This window comes from Algoriphagus iocasae (genome assembly GCF_014206875.1).
In the GTDB taxonomy this organism is placed as follows: Bacteria; Bacteroidota; Bacteroidia; order Cytophagales; family Cyclobacteriaceae; genus Algoriphagus; species Algoriphagus iocasae.
Map to the genome: position 1 here is coordinate 176935 of NZ_JACIJO010000003.1, position 20810 is coordinate 197744.

Genomic DNA, 20810 nt, shown 5'->3' on the forward strand with positions numbered 1-20810 from the left:
TCGGGATTGACAGGAAATATTGTCTAAGCGGTCAAATGAAGTATTGAGCAGTACATTTCACTAAAAGAATATTTATTGATTTCAGAATAATTTGGCGATTGTTATTGTCTGATAATGAAACAATTGAATCATGGTTTAAATTGACTGACAATATTTGTCAATAAAAAATGTTTATTTTTCATTCATATGAATGTTTATAAAAGTAACATTTGTAAATTAGCTGTCGTTAAATCAATCAGATATGGAAAAGCAAGACAACATCAGCATCACTACAAAAACTCTGGCATCAGGAAACAGACAGGTGAAGTTTTTTATTGAAGATGAAGCTAAACCTCAGTACGGATATTTATTGGTGACAGAGCCAAAACCAGTTGGGGAAATCATTGAAGAAATCAAACTTCGTATGGAAATGAGAAAGTCAGCTGCTTTGAATTTAAATCCCTTTTTTCCAGTGCAACCTGTGCCAGATGATCATAACTTTTATTTGTTTTCAGCATGAATTATCTAGCCTCAAACCTTAAATTTTTGCGAAAGCAAAAAGAAATCACTCAAAATGAATTAGCTGAGCAATTGGCTGTTCAGAGGACGATGATATCTGCCTATGAAGATGGTCGGTCTGAGCCAAAACTCCAGACTTTGCAAAAGCTATGTGATATTCTTGAAGTGGGTTTGGAGGAATTATTAGAGCATGATATTGAAACAAAAGGGAGAAAGGCCGTCCAAAAAAGAGGAATTAATATTCTGACGATTGCCACGAATGAGGAGGATAAAGAAAATATCACCATGGTTCCTCAAAAGGCATCAGCTGGCTATTTAAATGGATTTTCTGATCCAGAGTATATGGAAAGTTTGCCTCAGTTTCATTTGCCTAATTTATCCAGAAATGCAACCTACAGAGCATTCGAACTTGCAGGTGATAGCATGTTGCCATTGATTCCTGGTACAATTGTTATTGGTTCTTACGTAGACCAACCAAAAGATATTAAAAGTGGAAAAACCTATGTATTGGTAACTCAGACCGAAGGGGTAGTCTACAAACGTGTTTTTAATTACCTCAATGAAAATGGCAAACTTTTTTTGGTTTCAGACAATGACCACTACAAGCCATTTGAAGTAAGAGGAGAGGATGTCTTGGAAGTTTGGGAATCAAAAGCGTTTATCAGCACTGATTTTCCAAATCCTGGAGATAAAAAGAAACCAATCACCTTAGAGGATTTGGGAAAAATGATTCAGGATATTCAGGCAGATTTAAGAAAAATCAAGGGGTAATCCTTTGGAGTGAAATCGCAGTGCTAGTTCCTAAAGTTGGGAATGAAATTGTTCCGCTCCAGCTTGCTCCATTATCTGGGCTGGAAAGTCTTAGTTTTCCATTGATCTGAACCATCGAATTGTAATAATCAGAAGTCAATTGACTTCCAGAAATACTACCTGTTCCTTCTCCGACTTCTACATTAAAAATATTGTATTCAATAAACTCAAACGTGTTTTGGTTTTGGTTAAAGACCAGCGTACTGGTATTTCCATCCGGATCGGATAATAGCCAATATCCGCTGATGTCCTCCAATGCAGATTCGGAATCTCCAAGACTGCTTAGTTTGTCATAAATTTCCGTCCCCTCAGGATTATTGTCTCTTATTTCTTGCAAATCCTCAGTACTGACCGCTGGGCTTTGGAGCTCTTCCTCAGATTCTTCGGTCAACCCGATCGGATCTTGATAAGGATCTTGGTACGTGTCTTCGGGAGTTTCGAGCATCAAAATAACAATGATCAAGCCTACAAAGCCTCCTAATATCCATAAGTAATTTTGGGCAAGCCAGCTCTTTTTAGGTAGTATTGGCTTTAGCTTTTCTTGTTTTTTGATTGGCTTAGGCTCAACAATCTTATTTAAAACCGCTACCAACTGATCACAATCGTATTTCCACCTCGAACTGCTCAATTCATGTGCATGTCGACGTGTTAAGGCTTGTAGGTCCTCAGGTAATTGATCAGGACTTGGCATCACTGCACCGTTGACTAAAACAGGAATCACACGAATATCCCTTTTTAAGGCAGCAGAGATTTCAATTCTTATAAAATCACCTTCATGAAATAGCCTTGGATTTCCCTCAGAATCTTTGATGTTGGCCCAATGCGGTCCAATTAAAGCAATTAGAATTTTGCATGAATTCAAAGCTTTGTCAATTGCCTGAACGAAATCTAAGCCAGCTTCGATAGTCTCTACATCTAGAAAAACACTATCATCTCCATAAATTTCCTGGAGATGGTCGACAAGTCTTCCAGCCTCGCCAGAGGCATCTTGTCTGCGGTAGCTTACGAAAATTTTATTGTCAGCCATAAAAAAAATCCCTGAATGTCAGGGACTAATTTAACAAAAAAACCGATTTAAGAAGATTTAGCTTGAATTGTTATTCCTCCATCAAATCCTTAAATATTTCTTTGATTTTGCTAACCACATCATTAGAGGGATCAATATTTACTACTCCTTTGCCAAGCTCATGCCATAAACCATCTCCGCATTCAATATAATGTCCCCTTTTATTTCCAGGCTCTTCTTTTGCGATTTCGTAATTATAATCCGGAGTAAATATGAGTTTCATCAACTGAACAGTATACTCCCAATTGATATTTCTGGTCTCGTTTTCTTGCGAAAAAATAACCTCTCGATCTGAAAAACGGATCGTAATGGCACAATCGCTCACCTTTTCAGAGCTTACTTCCCGGTAATGTACCGTCAGAGGAGCTTCCTTCTTAGTGGTCTCATAAATCGCCTGAATCAAATCCTGACCAAATACCTGCCAGTCTTCCTGATTTGCAGGTACTTTTACCTTTCCTGGTTTACCGGAATCCATCAATTTCAGGATGATTCCAGCATCATCAACAGATTTTCCAGTCCACTTGGTGTCATTTACTTTATCTGAAATAGCTTTGATCCAGACTATACTTAGAGGTCCCTCGTAAGCAAAATCATCATTTAAAGTAAATCCCTCATCTAAGATCTCTTCTTCTGTCAAATCCTCTCTTTCGGTGTAATGAAGGTCAAGTTTTGCCGTTAAATCACCTTTACTCCAGTCCAAAGAAATCCGGTACATATGGCTGTAAGGTGGAGGAATAATTCCTGAATGAAATTCCAATTCTATTCCTGTAAACTCTTCTTTTTGCGGCATGGTAAAATTTGCTTTCGGCAAAAGTAATTTTTTTCGTTGAAATAGAAGTTATTTGCAAGGTTAAACGCTACGTATGGAATCAATTTCAGAGAGGATCGCCTCAGAGGTTTATGAAAAATCTTATGCGATTGTTGATGATTTTATCAGTGAAGAATTAAGAGTTTCTTTGCTGAAAGAGCAATCAGAGTTATTAGAAGCCGGAAAATTCAGAATGGCTGCAGTGGGTAAAGGGGAGAAGAAACAGGTGAGAACTGAGATCCGAAATGATCAGGTCCTCTGGATTGATGCTGAACATTTGAATAAATACGAAAAGCAATACTGGTCCAAAGTAGATGAGGTCAGACAAGCCATCAATCAACGATGTTATTTAGGACTAAAGTCTTTTGAAGCGCATTTTGCCCGATATCCCATCGGATCCTTTTATGTACGACACTTGGATCAGTTTCAGCAGGTTTTATACAGAAAAATAACTGTGATCATTTATCTCAATGATTCTTGGAGCCAGGAAGATGAAGGGATGCTGAGAATGTATTTGCCTCAAGAAGATGGTTCTGAAGAGATTTTGGATATCCAACCAAAGGGAGGAAGACTTGTGGTTTTCCTCAGTGGAGAAATTCCTCATGAAGTGATGCCAACCAAAAAAGAAAGAATCAGCATCACTGGCTGGTTGAGAGATATTGATTAACGGAGCTTAATCAAGACTTTGGCAGGTTTTTCTCCTACTTTGAATGATGATTTTTCAAAACTCGGAGCACCAAAAAGGAGTGAGGGGTTGTTTGAAAATCCAAATTTGTCCAAAGGATAGCCAATGCCGTTTTTCTTGATTTTTCCATCCAAATCCTCGTCATGGAAAACTGTGATCGCATAATTTCCAGGTTTTAAATCCTTGATGATGATGTAACCTCTTTTATTCTTGACGGGAATGATAAATTGTTTTAAGGCTTTTTCAGGATCTTCAGGAAAACCATCTTTTTGGTCAAATAAGAGGATCTGGAGATTCCCTTCATTCCATTCAGTTTCTTCGATGGTGAGATGGATTTCTCCTGAATTAACCTGACCAGTAACTAGAAGAAGGTTTAATAAGAAGGTGAAAATAAAACTCATTGACTCAACTCTCTCGTTTTTATTCGGTTTACTTTTCCTGAATCTGTTCGTATAAACTCAGGCAAAAAGATAATTTCTTTTGGCGATTCATATTTGCCTAATTGATCTTTGAGCTGATCATGCAAATCTTTTGCCTTTTCTTCGTAGCCAAGTTCAGATTCAATAAATAAAACCAGGCGATTTCCGAGTTTTTCATCTGGCAATCCGCTCAAAAAGTAATTTGAATCAGGAAAATAAGACTTTACGGATGCTTCAATTTTTGATTCTAAAACTTCAGGATGGAGCTTAATTCCTCCTGAATTAATCACGAAATCAGCTCTGCCTAACCAATTGAATTTAGTACGATCAATAATTTTTACCAGATCATTTGTTTGGATTTTTTCATTCCCACTCATTTCGGATTGAACCCAAAGCGTTTCCCGTTCATCAGTTCCGACCTTCACGTCCGGCAAAGCTTCATATACCAATTCTTCGTTTTGGTAGGGTGCGATAGCTATATGGGAAACGGTTTCAGTCATTCCATAGGTTTGAAATGCGCTTATTTGATTAGAAACAAGAGCATTCTTTACTGAATGAGAAACAGGTGCTCCTCCGATGATTAGGTATTCTACTTCCTTTAATTGTTCCAAAGACTCCTTTATGCTGGTCTCGACTTGTAATGGAACCATTGCAATGAATTTTGGACGAAACCCTTCTGGAATCGAGACGAGAGGATTTGAACTTGGTTCAACAGCTACAATTGGACAACTCCAAACCATCGCTCTTACTAGCATCATTTTGCCTGCAATGAACTTTGGGTTCATGCACAGAAGCATGGGTGTACCAGCTTTGATGTTAAAATATTTTTGTGTCGCCAATGCACTTGCGAGCATTTGAGATCGGCGGATTGTGATGATTTTGGGTGTTCCCGTAGAACCTGAAGTTTGAATATCAAAAGAATTTTGACCATCCAGCCAATCTTTGCAAAAAGAGATTGCATCCTGGGCAAACTCAGGTAGATCTGGCATGGAGGACTCAAAATCAGAAATTTCAGAGAATCTTTTAGACCCAATTATCAATTCAAACATGGAATTCCAGAGCGGTTATTGAAGTAAGTAGCGTACCAAACTACTAACAAATTTCGGTGAAGCCTGTTATCTTGCATCAAAAATAGACCTTTAAATTCATATATAATGGAGTGGATTACTGTCAAAGAATACGAAGATATCACCTATAAAAAGTGTAATGGCGTAGCTAGAATTGCTTTTAACAGGCCAGAAGTACGAAATGCTTTCCGACCTAAAACTACCTCAGAATTGTACGATGCGTTTTACGATGCGCAGGAAGACACCTCCATTGGAGTGGTTCTTTTAAGTGGAGAAGGCCCATCGAAAAAAGATGGTGGCTGGGCTTTTTGTTCTGGAGGTGATCAGAAGGCGAGAGGAGAGCAAGGTTATGTGGGAGAAGATGGCTATCATCGATTGAATATTTTGGAAGTTCAGAGGCTGATCCGTTTTATGCCAAAAGTGGTGATTGCGGTTGTTCCTGGTTGGGCAGTAGGAGGTGGACATAGTTTGCACGTAGTATGTGATTTGACCTTGGCTAGTAAAGAACATGCGATTTTCAAACAAACAGATGCTGATGTGACCAGTTTTGATGGCGGATATGGCTCTGCTTATTTGGCTAAGATGGTTGGGCAGAAAAAAGCCAGAGAAATTTTCTTTTTAGGAAGAAACTATTCTGCTCAGAATGCTTATGAAATGGGAATGGTCAATGCAGTTATTCCTCATGATGAACTAGAGTCAACTGCCTACGAATGGGCGCAAGAGATTTTAGCGAAATCCCCAACTTCTATCAAGATGTTGAAATTTGCAATGAACTTAACCGATGATGGAATGGTAGGCCAGCAGGTATTTGCCGGAGAAGCAACACGATTGGCATACGGAACCGAGGAGGCCAAAGAAGGTAGAAATGCCTTTTTAGAGAAGCGCAAGCCTGACTTTGGAGCCAATAAATGGATTCCTTAAAAAGTCAGAAAGTTAAAATATGAAAACAAAAAAGGTTCGAGTTCTAATACTCGAACCTTTTTTATGTCAATTCTATTCGATCGCCTGATAGACGAATTGCCTCATTTTTTCACCCCAGTAATTATCATAATTCGCCATCTGAGTCATGAAGATGGAAATCAGATTTTCTTTTGGGTCCACAAAGAAAAATGTACAATAGGCACCGCTCCAGAAATACTGGCCAACCGATCCTAAGGCTTTTGCATCCGCCAAATCCTCCAAAACAGCAAAACCAAAACCAAATCCATGTCCAGGAGAATTATAAAGTCCATTTGCCTGGTCGATGGTCATGATTTCAATAGTCTTAGGACTGAGGAATTGAATTCCATGACTTTCTCCTCCATTCAAAAGCATAGTCGTGAACTTGGAGTAATCTTCAGCAGTAGAAAATAACCCATGAGTTCCTCCAAACACTTTATTTCCTTCTGTTGGGGTTTGTCTTTCTACTTTGATCAATTTTCCATTTTCATCTTTTGTATGAACTTGAACCATTCTGGACTTTTGATCATCTGTTAGATTATAGCCTGTGTCTTTCATGTCCAAGGGATCAAAAATTCTTTCTTGAAGAAATTCCGCCGTGGTCATTCCCGAAAATTTCTCAATCAAAAGAGACAAAACATCAGGTGAAGCTGAATAATACCATTGCTCTCCAGGTTCCCCTATCAATGGCTGATTCACTAAAGTCCGAACTCTGCTTTCAATATTTTCCTGAGGGGAACCATAAATGGCTGTTCTGATTTCTTCTTCCAGTTTTCCTGCTGCAATTCCATGGGAAAAGCCAGCTGTATGGCTCAATAGATTCGCGATGGTAACTTTGTTTTGAGCAGGTTTGGTACCTCCGGCTATTCCTTTACTTGGATCTATTGCGATTTTTAAATCTTTAAACCATGGGAGGTATTTCTCTACTGGATCGTTTAATTGAAAATACCCTTCTTCATAAAGCATCATAAATGCTGTGGTGACAATAGGTTTGGTCATAGACTGGATGAAAAAAATCTGATCTTCCACCATTGGTTTTTTACTGTCGATATCACTGCTGCCAAATGCTTTCTGATGTACCACCTCTCCGTTTTTCAATACCATGACAACAGCTCCTGGAATTGCTCCTTTTTGAATACTTTGCTCAATAAAATGATCATATCTTTCTAAGCGTTCAATTGATATTTCAGAAGTACGACTATGGATTGTCTGCGAAAACGCAGAAGTAGAAATAAAGAAAGCTGCGATTCCTAATTTTATTAATTTGGATTTGAACATGGTGGTTTTGGGCGTTAATAAATATTTGTGCTTCAATTTTCAATTTAACGAATTCAAGGCTTTAAAAAACAAAAGCCTTTTCCAGCGTGAAGAAAAGGCTTTATTAGAATTTGGAGCTTGGGTTAAATTTCAATTTTAACTCCCAATACTTTTAGGAATTCACGGATCCAGGCAGCGTGGCCAGGCCAAGCTGGTGAAGTAACCAAATTCCCATCAACATAAGCATCTGTAGCTGGGATTTCGTGAAACTCCCCCCCAGCAATGGTGACTTCAGGGCCAACTGCTGGATATGCAGTTAGTTTCCTTCCTTTTACTACACCAGCAGCCGTCAAAATCTGAATTCCATGGCAAACGGCTGCTACTGGTTTATTGGTTTCGAAAAAGTGTCTTACAATTTCCAAAACCTTATCATTGAGACGAAGATATTCTGGTGCTCTACCTCCGGCTATGGCGATACCTGCATAATCATCCACATTGACCTGATCAAATGAATAGTTCAACATAAAATTATGCCCGGGTTTTTCGGAATAAGTTTGATCTCCTTCAAAATCATGGATCGCAGTTTTGATCGTTTCTCCTTTTTTCTTTCCTGGGCAAACAGCATGAACTTCAAATCCTACCATTTCCAGCATTTGAAAAGGGACCATTGTTTCATAGTCTTCTGCAAAATCTCCTGTGAGAAATAAAATCTTTTTCATGATAATGTTAGATTTATTTTTGAAAAATTTGTTGACTTTTTGTGTATTCAGTATTCTGATTTACTCATTAAATTCTTTTGGGTATTCTACCATTCCATTTACTTCTTTCAACGTGCCAGATGTCAGTTCAATTGCCATGCAATTTTCCTTGGGTACATCGAATGGAAATTCGATTCCGAATAGGTCGGCTCGTTGATATCCAAATTTTGGATAGTAGTTTTCATGGCCAAGTAAGACAATGGATTGATATCCCAATTCTTTTGCTCTTCGGTGTGCTTCTTTAATTAGTTTTCCTCCAATTCCATTTCGTTGAAAAACGGGAAGCACCGAAACGGGAGCGAGAGCCAAAGACTCAAATTGATTTAGAGCGTTGATGATTTTTAGTTTGGTGAGCAAGACATGCCCTACTATTTTATTTTCGTATTCCGCGACTAGGGAAAGCTCAGGAATAAAGGCATTTGATTTTCTCAAGCGATCAACAAGAAATTGTTCTTTATGATCGCTGTATTTTTCTGTCTCAAAAGCTGAAGCAATGAGTTCAAAAACCGCATTATAATCAGAGGGTTTTTCTTGGCGAATAGTTACTTCCATGTTGGCTTACCTTCTTGCTATTACCTATTACCACAATTTAAGAAAAAGCTCTAGCAATAAGATTAACTGTTAGTTAAGTTTTCCTAACGTATTATGGATCTGGAATACTTTTACAAGCAGTAGCTTTTGTTGCTACACTTTTTCATTGCAACTTAAGTGGCTAAACCCAAACTTGTAGAATATGAAGCATCTCGAAACAGCCTACAAAACGCATGACGGAAAAGAACTGTATTTGCAAGCTTGGATGGCAGATGTTCCTAAAGCCGCAATGTTACTCGTTCATGGGCTAGGGGAGCACAGTTCGAGGTATTTGCATTTGGTTGAAAAGCTCAATGAGGCAGGTGTTTCTGTTTTTACCTTTGATGGACGTGGGCATGGAAAATCCGCAAAAGTTAAACCTGATGCCTTTTTTGAGTCAGCTGATGATTACCTGAAGGATATTGATGCACTTTTTGGGAAAGTCAAATCCTATTCGCCCGGGCTCCCTGCCTTTATTTATGGACATAGCATGGGTGGAGGATTGGTGGCTGCTTATGTTTTGAAATATAAGCCTGAAGCTGCCGGTGTGGTTTTGAGCTCTCCGGCGATTAAAGAAGCGGAAGGAACTTCTAAAATCCTGATTGCTTTATCTAGCATGATCAGTAAGTATTTCCCTAAGCTGAAAGCCTTGAAATTGGATGCGAATAAAGTCTCTAGAATCCCTGAAGAAGTTCAAAAATACCTGCAAGATCCATTCGTCTACACCGAAGCAATTCCTGCTCGAACGGGATATGAATTGTTGCAGCTCATGAATTATATACAAGGAAATGCTTCAGAATTTAATTTGCCTCTATTGTTGATTCATGGTTCTGATGATGGGTTGACCAACCCGAAAGGATCTGAATTACTTTTTGAAAATGCTAAATCTGCAGACAAAACCCTTAAGATTTTTCCAGGCGGTTATCATGAGTTGATCAATGATTTAGATCGGGATGAGGTAATGAATTTAATTGTCAGTTGGATCGAAATCCGGCTCGCTTAGACATACTTCATAAGATTAAATTTCAGCCAATAATCCATTGATATCCAATTGCCTTGTATACATCATAATACTATCATCAGGATTTAATGGCCACTCTTCCCTCGGTCTGTCCCAATACAATTCCACACCATTTTCATCTGGATCATCCAGGTATATGGCCTCCGAAACTCCATGATCAGCAGCCCCGGTAAGTGGGTATTTCGCATCGATCAATCTTTGGAGCAATACCGCCAAATCGCGTCTGGTTGGTAATAAAATAGCCGTATGAAACAGACCAGCAGTGTTTTTGGGTGCGGGTTTTCCGCCTTTGCTCTGCCAGGTGTTTAATCCGATATGATGGTGGTAACCGCCAGCAGAAATAAATGCTGCATCCTGTCCGTACATAGTGACCAATTCAAACCCTAAAAGATCTTTATAGAACTCTAATGATCGTTGGAGGTCAGAAACTTTGAGATGAATATGGCCGATTCGGGTGGCTGTGGGGATGGTGTAATCATTCATAAATTTGAAGTTTGAGATTTGAAATTAACCCAACGGTTTGCAGATTAGTGCCAACTAGCAGGGAAATTTCAAATCTCAAATAAGAAATATCAAATTTTAAATCCCTGGAGCATTGGGGAACATTAAGCTTTTATAGTATTCTAGATCTCCTTCTGGCTGTTCTATATCCGTTGGGAAAGGTCGATTGGAGAACGTTTGAAAGTAAAGTAGACAGGCATTTCTCCACCATTCTGCTTCTTCTTCCTGAATTTCCAATAGTTGTCTTACATGGTCGAATTCTTCTGGGTCTATTTTGGATTCCAGAGAAGCCCAAGTTTCCTGCATTTTTCTCACATTTTTCACTCCTCGATCATAATGATGTGCAATTCCTTCCCACAGTGTATCTCCGTTTTTCAATTTAAAATCCCAAGGTACATGATGGAACCAAAGCAGGTATTTTTCAGGAATCTGATGTGGATCTCCCCAGTTTTGAACTACCTCAGGAGCATATTGATCTAAAGCGCCACTGCCATCACTTGTTCGGTCAAAACCAATACCTAGACTATCAGCTTGGTGATAATAGGGTGCTGTCCAATCTGCTCTTCCACCCATTACCCATGGTCCTGGACCATAATGATGACTTCTGCCCATGATATGGTGCAATCCCAAAGGAGTCATATAATCCACAGCTGTTTCATGGGATTCCAGAAGTATTTCATCGATTTTCGTGACAACCTCCTGATCTTGACCAAAGGTCAACTCGGTCCATTCTTTCGCGATTTCCTCTGAAGTGATTTCTGGATTCCAAGCCATTTTCCCAAAAGCAAACCAGTTGGACTGAGCAAAAAGATGACCGGTCCAATTGCGATCTGTTCCGATATTGGAAACTCCAGCCATCAAAGTCATTTTCTGATTTGTTTCTTTTCCTTCCAAAACGCTACCTACCGTGGAGGAAGGAGTAGGTCTATAGGTTTTGCTCTTTAGCACTTCTTCCCACATGGGAGTGAGGAAAACGAGATTTGTAGCTTGGCCCAAATATTCCTGAGTAATCTGAAACTCCATTCCCACATTCGTTTGGTTGATTGCCCCAAAAAGAGGGTGGAAAGGTTCACGTGGTTGAAAGTCTATTGCGCCATTCTTTATTTGAATGATGACATTGTCTTTGAACTTTCCATCCAGTGGTTCAAACTCATTATTTGCCTGCATGTGGCGATCCACTTCGTCTTCGTGTGAATACACAAATGCCCGCCAAATCAGTATGCCTCCATGTGGAGCCAAAGCGTCCGCAAGCATGTTTGCTCCCTCGGCATGGTTTCTCCCATATTCATGGGGACCTGGCTGACCTTCTGAATTTGCTTTGACAAGAAATCCGCCGAAATCCGGAATAAAAGAATACATCTCATCAGTCTTCTTTTTCCAAAATTCTATCACTTCAGGATCCAAAGGGTCGGCAGTTTTCAATCCTCCGATTTGAATAGGAGCAGAGAAGCGAGCCGTAAGGAAAACCTTGATTCCATAAGGTCTGAAAACATCCGCCAATGCTTTTGCTTTCTTCATGAAATCGGTCGTTAATATCAAGGCATTTGCGTTGACATTGGTCAGTGAAACAGCATTGATTCCGATCGAGGCATTTGCCCTGGCATAGTCGATATATCGAGGATCAATGTATCCTGGCAGACGGTGCCAATCCCAGATTGAAAATCCGGCATAGCCTCTTTCAACTGTTCTATCTAAGTTATCCCAATGGTTTAACATCCGAAGTTTAATTTTCGGAGCATCAGCAAATTCTATAGACTTATTGAAAGTATTACTTTGGATTGAATTTATCCAATTGTAGACTCCATATAGAATGCCTACAGGTTGATTTCCAATGATGGCATAGTAGGATTTTCCTTCAAATTCTATTTCTCCTCTCCAATAACCTTCAGCTCCAAGTGCTTTTATTTCGGCTTGTTTGGTCAAGGATAAAACCTGCGAAAGTTGTTCTCTCGTACCAATCCAAAACGTGGTATTTTGAAGTCGATCTTTAGAGTAAATAGGATCTGAATTCAACATGCCTTTTGCGACAAGATTTAGCTCATTTTTGATCGCATCAAAGGTGGGATTTTCGCCAAAAAAGTAAATTCCTTCCAAAAGGGATTTGACTTCTGATTTCAGACTTTGCTCTTGGATTGGCTGGTAATCCAACCAAAGTTTATAGCCATCATTGGCAGATGAATTCAAAGAAAAAAAAAGGCAAAATAAGAGTGTAAAATAAATAGGTCTGTACATAGGTTATGGGTTTGTGCTGAAAAGATCGAAAAAAGAGAACTAAATCCAATAACACATCAAGGGTATTGATGGAACTTTCCTGATTTTTAATCCTGACAATTTTCGTCAATTAGTTGTTTGGATGAAGTTAAAACTAGCAGCCTTCCTTATCTTAGTTGCCTTACTTTTTGCTCATGGAACAAAGACCCTTTATCATTTACAAATCCTCTGCTGGTTCAGGAAAGACCTATACGTTGACCCTGGAATACCTCAAACTTGCATTGCAGAGCCCCCATGCTTTCAAGCAAATCCTCGCTGTGACTTTTACCAATAAAGCCACACAGGAGATGAAGGAGAGGATCGTGGAGGTTCTCAAAAGATTGCGAAATGAGGTGAATCCTGATGAGAAGCTTGATTCAGAATTGATGAGCCATCTGAAGGTGGATGAATCGGGTTTGAAGGTATTAGCGCAGCAAACCTTAACAGCAATACTTCACGATTACGGCAGGTTTTCGGTTAGCACCATTGATAGTTTCTTTCAAAAAGTAGTTCGGGCATTTGCTCGCGAAATAGACCTGAATGCCAAATTCGATGTGGAATTGGATCAGGATGCTGTGTTGGAACGAGTGGTAGACCGAGTGGTGATGCAGGTGATGGATGATGAATTCCTTCATAAATGGTTGGTTGATTATGCCTATGAACAGATCCAAAACAGTAAATCCTGGGATATAAGAAAAAATATCAGAGGACTAGGCAAACAGATATTTCAGGAGGATTTCAAAAAATATGCTCCAGAAATCAAAGAGTTTTTGAAGGAGAAAGAAAACATCAAACTCTTACAATCCTTTGTCAATGATCGAAAAAATGAAATCATCGGTATTGCAAAAGAACTGGGGAAACAAGCGGATTTGATTCGGGTTTCCAATGGATTGGAATGGTCGGATTTTAATAGAGGTTTTATAAAAGTTCTTGACAAACTTGGAGATCGAAACAATCCTTTACCAGAATTGACACCTGCTACCCAGGCCAAAATAGATAATCCGGAAAGTTGGCATACGAAGTCAAGTAAAAAAATTGATGCGATTTTATCTGCCTACGACCAGGGATTGAATCAGATTTTACATCAGATTTTATTCTTGACAGGAAAGTGGAATACGCTGCAGGCAATTGCAAAAAACACCTATGTCTATGGGGTTTTCAGGAATCTTTTGGAGGAATTGACCCTGATCAAAGATGAGGAAAACATACTTTTGATTTCGGATGCCAATGAGTTTTTGAAAGAGATTACCAAAGGAAATGACACGCCATTTATCTATGAAAAAGTTGGGAATCAATACAAGAACTTCCTGATAGACGAATTTCAAGATACCTCAGGATTTCAGTGGGATAGTTTTAAACCTCTCTTAGAAAATTCGCTTGGAAATGGCCAGACCAATTTACTCGTGGGAGATGTCAAGCAATCCATTTACCGCTGGCGAGGTGGGGAAATGAAATTATTGCTTTCTCAGGTAGAAGAGGAAATAGGAGAGAAAAGGATTCAAATAGAAAACCTGGATACCAATTTCCGAAGCCTTCCTAACATCATCAATTTTAATAATGCTGTTTTTAAAGCTTTGCCAGAGGCAATGGAAGCTGTTTTAAGTTCCAGCTATGGCGTAGAAGATCCCCAAATTCTTTCTCAGGCTTATTTGGATTCTTTTCAAAAAATCTCTCCGAAAAAAGAAGAGTCTGATTTTAAAGGAAAAGTGAAATTGGAATTTATCGATGCAAAAGCAGATGGAGAGGAAGAGAAATTCGATGAACTTGCTTTAAAAAAGCTTCCTGACCTAGTCATGGAACTACAAGATCATGGATATGAACTGAAGGATATTGCATTTCTGGTAAGAAAAAAGGATCAAGGTGAGGCAATCGCAGATCATTTAATGGCCTATGCAGCTGAGAATCCTGATTCTGATTATCGCTTTGACGTTTTATCTGATGAATCCATGTTTCTCAATAAAGCTGCATCTGTCAAAGCTTTGATTTCAGGTTTTAAATACCTGCATCAGCCTGCTGACAAAGTACAATACAAGACCATGTGGTATTATTTGGCGGTCTTAAGAGATATGCCTGTGGATCATGAATTATTCGCTTTGGATCAAATGCCTTGGGAGCTGGAAGAGCAAGTACGGCTGTTTAAGGAAAAAGAAAATTTAATGCTCCAGTTGCCTCTTATGGAGGCTTTGGAAGAATTAATCAAGGTACTTGGCTTAATGGAGTTAGGCTTTGAGCTGGCCTATATTTCTGGCTTCAAAGAGGCTGTTTATGATTTTACGGCAACTAACCGAGCTGATCTAAGTGGATTTTTGGATTGGTGGGATGTTAATCAATTCAAACGAACAGTTAAGATTCCTGAAGGACATAATGCAATGAGGATTTTAACAATTCATAAATCCAAAGGGCTTCAGTTTAAAGTGGTAGTCATGCCATTTTTGAAATGGGACATTTTTGATGCTAAGAAGGAAAATGTGGTTTGGTCTCCATTCGAGGATCGTGAAAAAGGACTTTCAGCTATTATCCCTTTGACCATTACCAGCAGTTTGGCGGATTCTGATTTTAGGGAAACTTATGCAGAGGAAGCTACTATGGCTTATCTAGATAGTCTGAATATGCTTTATGTGGCCCTCACAAGGGCAGAAGATGTGTTTATAGGCTATGTTCCCTATAAAGAAAAAATAGGTTCTCAGAATTACATTGAGGTTCAAATCCAGCAACTTATTGAAAATCAATTGAATTCAGAAGAGGGATTAAACCTTTCAACATGTTTTGACCTAGAGTCAAAAATCTTTGAGTTTGGTGATTGGCCAGAAAAGCAATCCAAAAATCAAATTCAAAAAATATCACCTAAGCTACGTTGGGCTTATAAAAATTGGTCCGAGTTGCTGACTCTAAAGAAGTATGCTGTTGATTTTTCGGTGGAGGGAATTGAGCAGCGGAAGAAGCAAAAGTTTGGTTTGATTGTTCATGAGATTTTAGAATTATCATCAGATAAGGAATCTGCCTTACAGAATTTGCAGACTTTTTATTTTGATGGAAGATTGAATGAAGAAGAGAAACAACTGGTTGAAAGTCAGTTGGAGCATCTTTTCACCAACTCTCTTTTCTCTTCATGGTTCGGTTCAAAAGGCATTCTACTTTCCGAACAAGGAATTCTCCTTCCAGGTGGAAGGCAAAAACGGCCCGATAGAATCATTCTTTCCGATGAAGAAGCCGTCATAGTTGATTTTAAAACCGGAGAAGCTAAAAGAAGCTATGCCAATCAAGTGAAAGAGTATATGGATTTGGTTTCACAACTTTCCAAAAAGCCTGCGAAAGGCTATTTGTGCTATTTAGAAACAGGAGTAATCGAGGAGGTTTATGCATAGTTTTTTAAGAAATACAGCTCAAGAGATTCTGGCAAGCGGGGTTGATCTTCAGAAACAAACCATCGTTTTACCTAACAGACGTGCGGGATTGTTTTTTACCCAACATCTGGGAAGTCTGATAACAGAACCGACATGGATGCCGGAAGTAAAAACAATAGAGGATATCTTTTTTCAACTGGCAGGAAATCGGCCTGCAGATGACCTGACTTTGATTTTTGAACTGTATCGAGTGTATCAAGATCTCAATCCTGAAGCAGAGACTTTTGATCGCTTTTATTTCTGGGGAGAGATGATCTTGAAGGATTTCAATGATGTGGATCAGTTTATGGCTGACTCCAGCAAATTGTACCATCATTTATCAGAAATCAAGGAATTAGAGTCGGATTTGAGTTTTTTGACTGAAAGTCAAGTTGAGTTAATCCGACAATTTTGGTCCTCTTTTGAGCGACAGGATAGAGATCATCAAGAGAAGTTTTTGAAGTTCTGGCAATTGCTTAGCCCTCTTTATACCAGTTTTCAAGCATCTTTGGCTGTTTCTGGATTGGCTTATTCTGGGAAGCTTTACAGACAAGTTGCAGAGTCTCTTAGTGCAATTCCAAAACCGGATAAGGTTCATCATTTTATTGGCTTCAATGCCTTTACTGGGACAGAAGAAGCGCTAATCAAACACTATCTGACGGAATTTGATGCTAAGATTTATTGGGATGTGGATTCCTATTATTTGGATGATCAAGTGCAGGAGGCAGGATTATTTTTTAGAGAATATCAAAAGGATAATGTATTTGGCCCGACTTTTCCAGAACATATTCCCACTCAGATTGAGGATAGAAAGGCAACTATTAAAACTTATGCCACGCCTCTGAAAGTTAATCAAGCCAATTTGGTTGGATCAATTCTGGAAAAAATACCTCAAGGAGAAGCATGGGAGGAGACTGTAGTGATTTTGCCGGATGAGCAGATGTTATTTCCGGTGTTACACACCTTGCCTGATCAGGTGGACAAGGTCAATGTCACTATGGGTTATCCTGTCAAAAATGCACCTGTCTATTCTTTCTTAGAAGCTGTTCTCGAATTGCAGCGATTTTTCAAAGTGGAGGATGGAAAGATTCTGTTTTATCATACTCCTGTCAAAGACCTGCTGAGTTCCATTTATCTGAAGAGTGAGAATCCAGGATTTACTGAGAAGTTGATGGAGGAAATGCAGCATTTAAATCAGATTTATATTTCTTCTGAAAAACTACATTCCGGAGGAGAGCTTTATCAATTGATTTTTCAAAAGCTCGATAATGATGCTCTATTTTCCTATTTGGCCAATTTGATGGAGGCATTAGCTGAAAGATTGGAAGAGGAACCACTTCAGCGATCTTACCTCTATCAGTGTTTTAAGCAATTAAACAGGTTACGTGAGATTTTTGCGGGTCAAGATATTCTCAGTATCAATCGAGAGTTCTTTATCCGTCTTTTCCGGCAGATCTTCAGAGAGGTGAAATTGCCTTTTGAGGGAGAACCCTTGCAAGGGCTGCAAATCATGGGAGTTTTGGAATCGAGGAACTTGGACTTTAAACGTGTGATCATTTGCAATATGAATGAGGATAGTTTTCCTCCGGCTGCAGGGCTGAACTCGATGATCCCTTTTAATATCCGGAAAGCCTTTGGATTGCCTGTTCAAGAGCAAAATGACTCCATTTATGCCTACACTTTTTATCGATTGCTTCATAGTGCTGAGGAAGTACACATGATCTATACAACAGCTTCAGATCAGGGAAAAGCTGGAGAGAAAAGTAGGTATATCCAGCAAATGGGAGTTGAGTTGGGCCGTGAAATAGGAGAGGAAGTGCTTTATATTCCAATTGACCAAAAGTCACCTGAAGCAATTTCCATTGAAAAAAATGAGGAAGTTCTGGGTTTGCTGGACAAATATCTAATTCAAGAAAATGGGCAATCCAAAACTTCATTTTCTCCATCTGCTTTAAATGTCTTTCTGGATTGCAGGTTGAAATTTTACCTTCACTATTTGGCTAATATCCAAGAAAAGGAGGAAGTCAGTGAAGAGATTGATGCTGCAGTTTTTGGGAATCTTGCCCATTTGAGCATGGAGTTTTTGTATCAGGATTTTGCTATACGGAAAGGAAGAAATGTACTGGAGAAGGATGATTTTGAGGAATTGGGCAAAAACTGGGTGTTTGTAGCTATTGAGAAAGCGATACGCAAGTTTTACCATTTGGAAGAGCAAGCTGATACTAAGTTGAATGGCCAGATGGCTATCGCCAGAGATGTATTGCAGCGCTATTTGCAGCAGATTTTAAAAATCGATCAGGAATCTGCACCATTCCGATTGATTTCCTTGGAAAAAGAAAAAGAGTACCATGCAGGACTTGAAATAGAGACTTCAATAGGGAAGCAAACTGTTTCTTTAAAGGGAATAATTGACAGGGTAGATGAGCATCTGGGATCGGTGAGGTTAATCGATTATAAATCAGGTCAGGATAACAAAACATTTCCTGATATCCATTCGCTTTTCGATCGAGAAAATAAATCTAGAAACAAGGCTGCGATGCAAACCATGTTTTATGGGTTGATTTATCAGGCGACTAATCCTACCAATTTATTGCCCTTGAAACCTGCGATTTTCAATTTGAGGGAGATGTTTGGAGATGACTTTAATCCTTATTTGCAGCAAAAAGCGCCTTATAAAACGGGAATTGAAGTCAAAGATTATAGGGACTATGAGGAGGAGTATCAATCAGGATTGAAATCACTGTTAGAGGATATTTACAATCCTGACTCTCCATTCAATCAAACAGAAGATCTAAAAAAATGCGAATATTGTCCGTATAAAGAGATTTGTGGGAGGTAATGTTGCTATGATCTTTGATTAGAACATGAGGCCTGCCCTGAAAACAAAGCTTCGAAATAGGTAATTGTTTTCAAAGAAAGAACTAAATCCTGGAGGTAAGTCATCACTTTGAATTTGGGTGGAACCCGGTGAGGCGAAAGTCCCTGCTAGCTCGGAGAATTGTTGGTGTTTATAGGCAAAACTTAATGTCAGGGTTGACTTTCCTTTTTTAGAAGGGAAACTTGCTCCCAAGGAGGGACTGATTAAGTGTCCTCCTTCGTACCAGTTTTTATTCCATTCAGTTTCTGTTTTTTTCTCCAAAAGGGCCGACCCACCCCCAATGTCCAATCCGGCAAAAATTCTGGACTTTCCTTCTTGGCCTAAAAAGCCTCTCCACCCCAATGCAATGGGGATAATGGAGATATCTTCGTATTGATCTAGTCCAACTGAGAAACCGATTACATGATTTGGATTTATTCGGACTCCATGGAACGTGATGAAACTGATATCAATCCTATTTTCTTTTTGCCCAGTCATTTGCTCCGCTCTTTTCCCTAACAAAAAGCCTAGCTCTGTCTGATTGAAATAGACTTTACTCTGCCCAAGACTGGCAAAGCAAATGAAAAGGCTAAAAAAGAGTAGAATAGTGATTTTTTGTGCCATCTGCTTCAATAGACATTGACAGGGTTACTAACCTGGATACAGCTAAGTTTTTTGAGTTGTGATGGCTTTGAATAGTCAAATTGGCAAACGCCATCAGGCCCAATAACGATTAGGGATTTTGGTCCGGGAATCAGGTCAACTGACTTTTGATCGGTTAAAAATTCCAGTTGGTTTTGGTCAATTGCCAAAACATCTGAAACATTAAAGCTTTTTAAACCATAAGATCCTTCTGCAATAAATAAGAAGTCCCCTGCCAATCCCAAACCATGCGGATTCTGCATGGGATACTGTTCCATCATATAAGGTCTATAAGGATCTTTAATGTTAATAACCTGAAGTTCATTCACTCCATTCCAGCATGCATTCCCATTTCTAAGTGTAACAAAGGCATATTCGGAATTTACCACAACTGGATCGCAAGCCTGAACATGTTCGTAAACCGACATTCGAGTAGGGGAACTAGGAGTGCTGGCATCATAAATATGCATTCCGACATTTGAGCCTATAAACAATTTGTCCTCAAAAGGGAAGATGGTTTCAATTCCCCATCCTAGATCAATAGGTTTCACAAAATTAGGATCATCTGCATTTTCTACATTAAATACCCGAAGTGTACTTTCGTCCACAGCATATAAATGACCACTGGAAAGTGTGAATCTGGCCATAGATCCACCAACTCCATAGCTTTTGGAAGCAGCGGAGAAATTTGATGAAAAACTCATGCTGGCATCCATAAACCATGTGCCTTCCCTGTGCCACATTGGGTTGTCAGAAGTGATTACAGTATCCTTGAACGTGATGACTTCTCCGGTATCATGTCGATACATATGAGTAAAGACATCTTCCACTCTTTTTACCAATTTAATATCATTGATATTGCTGATGTCAAATGCCAATAAATCCACATAATTATCGGCATATAGGATGTCACCGTTTACCGCCATATCAATATTCCCAGCAATAGGAATAAAACTTAGGTTAGTGGGATTGGATGGGTTTGAATTGTTCAGAATATGTATTCCTTTCGTAGGCTCATTGATAAAAAGATAATCCTTGTAAATGTAGATTTTACCTGGATTGTCCAATGGCTTTGCTGGTTCTGTAGAAATAACTCTAGCCCGGATATCGCTCATTTCCAGATAAACAGGAAGCATAGTTCGATACGTATAGGTAGTGGTTAATTCATCTTGGCAGGAGAAAAATACCATGACTGTCAGCAAAAGTAAAATGCTTTTTGGGAGAATGAAATATTTCATGATACTACGATTTTGGTAAAAATAAAGAGTATAGTTTAGTG

The 20810-nt window shown here is 39.1% G+C and carries 18 protein-coding genes; 7 read left to right on the plus strand and 11 right to left on the minus strand.

Annotated elements, in window-relative coordinates; all coding sequences use genetic code 11:
• The first annotated feature begins 241 nt into the window (after positions 1-241).
• Positions 242-499, plus strand: coding sequence for a hypothetical protein (locus tag FHS59_RS15090; RefSeq protein WP_184496254.1), 258 nt, complete (start codon positions 242-244; stop codon positions 497-499).
• A complete protein-coding gene (locus FHS59_RS15095; protein ID WP_184496255.1) occupies positions 496-1269 on the plus strand; it encodes an XRE family transcriptional regulator in 774 nt (257 codons plus the stop codon). The genes FHS59_RS15090 and FHS59_RS15095 overlap by 4 nt, the downstream gene beginning before the upstream one ends.
• Here the strand turns inward: FHS59_RS15095 and FHS59_RS15100 are convergent.
• Entirely contained in the window at positions 1259-2335 is a 1077-nt protein-coding gene (locus FHS59_RS15100) for a toll/interleukin-1 receptor domain-containing protein (RefSeq protein ID WP_184496256.1), read from the minus strand. The genes FHS59_RS15095 and FHS59_RS15100 overlap by 11 nt on opposite strands.
• A 70-nt stretch (positions 2336-2405) precedes the next feature.
• Positions 2406-3164, minus strand: coding sequence for a hypothetical protein (locus FHS59_RS15105; protein WP_184496257.1), 759 nt, complete (start codon positions 3162-3164; stop codon positions 2406-2408).
• A gap of 73 nt (positions 3165-3237) precedes the next feature.
• Here FHS59_RS15105 and FHS59_RS15110 point away from each other — a divergent pair, with 73 nt between their 5' ends.
• Positions 3238-3849, plus strand: a complete 612-nt coding sequence (locus FHS59_RS15110; RefSeq protein WP_184496258.1) for a 2OG-Fe(II) oxygenase — start codon at positions 3238-3240, stop codon at positions 3847-3849.
• Here the strand turns inward: FHS59_RS15110 and FHS59_RS15115 are convergent.
• Both FHS59_RS15115 and FHS59_RS15120 read right to left on the minus strand, forming a co-directional pair.
• Positions 3846-4268, minus strand: coding sequence for a DUF2141 domain-containing protein (locus tag FHS59_RS15115; RefSeq protein WP_184496259.1), 423 nt, complete (start codon positions 4266-4268; stop codon positions 3846-3848). The two genes, FHS59_RS15110 and FHS59_RS15115, sit on opposite strands and share 4 nt — an antisense overlap.
• Entirely contained in the window at positions 4265-5335 is a 1071-nt protein-coding gene (locus FHS59_RS15120) for an AMP-binding protein (RefSeq protein ID WP_184496260.1), read from the minus strand. The genes FHS59_RS15115 and FHS59_RS15120 overlap by 4 nt, the downstream gene beginning before the upstream one ends.
• A gap of 105 nt (positions 5336-5440) precedes the next feature.
• Here FHS59_RS15120 and FHS59_RS15125 point away from each other — a divergent pair, with 105 nt between their 5' ends.
• Positions 5441-6274, plus strand: a complete 834-nt coding sequence (locus tag FHS59_RS15125) for a 1,4-dihydroxy-2-naphthoyl-CoA synthase (RefSeq protein WP_221444520.1) — start codon at positions 5441-5443, stop codon at positions 6272-6274.
• A gap of 72 nt (positions 6275-6346) precedes the next feature.
• On the opposite strand, the gene FHS59_RS15130 is transcribed toward FHS59_RS15125, so the two are convergent.
• From FHS59_RS15130 to FHS59_RS15140, 3 genes are all read right to left on the minus strand, one after another.
• The gene (locus tag FHS59_RS15130) at positions 6347-7570 is read right to left on the minus strand and encodes a serine hydrolase domain-containing protein (protein WP_184496261.1); all 1224 of its coding nucleotides are present in this window, start codon (positions 7568-7570) and stop codon (positions 6347-6349) included.
• 122 nt (positions 7571-7692) lie between these two features.
• Positions 7693-8268 (minus strand): DJ-1/PfpI family protein, encoded by a 576-nt coding sequence (locus FHS59_RS15135; protein ID WP_184496262.1) that lies wholly within the window; start codon positions 8266-8268, stop codon positions 7693-7695.
• A gap of 60 nt (positions 8269-8328) precedes the next feature.
• Positions 8329-8859 (minus strand): GNAT family N-acetyltransferase, encoded by a 531-nt coding sequence (locus FHS59_RS15140; RefSeq protein WP_184496263.1) that lies wholly within the window; start codon positions 8857-8859, stop codon positions 8329-8331.
• Between the two features lie 181 nt (positions 8860-9040).
• Between FHS59_RS15140 and FHS59_RS15145 the strand changes: the two genes are divergently transcribed.
• Positions 9041-9880, plus strand: a complete 840-nt coding sequence (locus FHS59_RS15145; protein WP_184496264.1) for an alpha/beta hydrolase — start codon at positions 9041-9043, stop codon at positions 9878-9880.
• 15 nt (positions 9881-9895) lie between these two features.
• Here the strand turns inward: FHS59_RS15145 and FHS59_RS15150 are convergent, their stop codons facing one another.
• A complete protein-coding gene (locus FHS59_RS15150) occupies positions 9896-10381 on the minus strand; it encodes a VOC family protein (RefSeq protein WP_184496265.1) in 486 nt (161 codons plus the stop codon).
• A gap of 96 nt (positions 10382-10477) precedes the next feature.
• Positions 10478-12631, minus strand: coding sequence for an alpha-glucuronidase family glycosyl hydrolase (locus FHS59_RS15155; protein WP_184496266.1), 2154 nt, complete (start codon positions 12629-12631; stop codon positions 10478-10480).
• Between the two features lie 173 nt (positions 12632-12804).
• Here FHS59_RS15155 and FHS59_RS15160 point away from each other — a divergent pair, with 173 nt between their 5' ends.
• On the plus strand, positions 12805-16014 hold the full coding sequence (locus FHS59_RS15160; protein WP_184496267.1) for a UvrD-helicase domain-containing protein: 3210 nt from the start codon (positions 12805-12807) through the stop codon (positions 16012-16014).
• Positions 16007-18871 (plus strand): PD-(D/E)XK nuclease family protein, encoded by a 2865-nt coding sequence (locus FHS59_RS15165; RefSeq protein WP_184496268.1) that lies wholly within the window; start codon positions 16007-16009, stop codon positions 18869-18871. Before FHS59_RS15160 ends, FHS59_RS15165 begins: the two co-directional genes overlap by 8 nt.
• Positions 18872-18889: 18 nt before the next feature.
• On the opposite strand, the gene FHS59_RS15170 is transcribed toward FHS59_RS15165, so the two are convergent.
• Together FHS59_RS15170 and FHS59_RS15175 are read right to left on the minus strand one after the other, a co-directional pair.
• Entirely contained in the window at positions 18890-19513 is a 624-nt protein-coding gene (locus tag FHS59_RS15170) for a hypothetical protein (protein ID WP_184496269.1), read from the minus strand.
• Between the two features lie 5 nt (positions 19514-19518).
• Positions 19519-20769, minus strand: coding sequence for an LVIVD repeat-containing protein (locus tag FHS59_RS15175; protein ID WP_184496270.1), 1251 nt, complete (start codon positions 20767-20769; stop codon positions 19519-19521).
• Positions 20770-20810 lie beyond the last annotated feature (41 nt).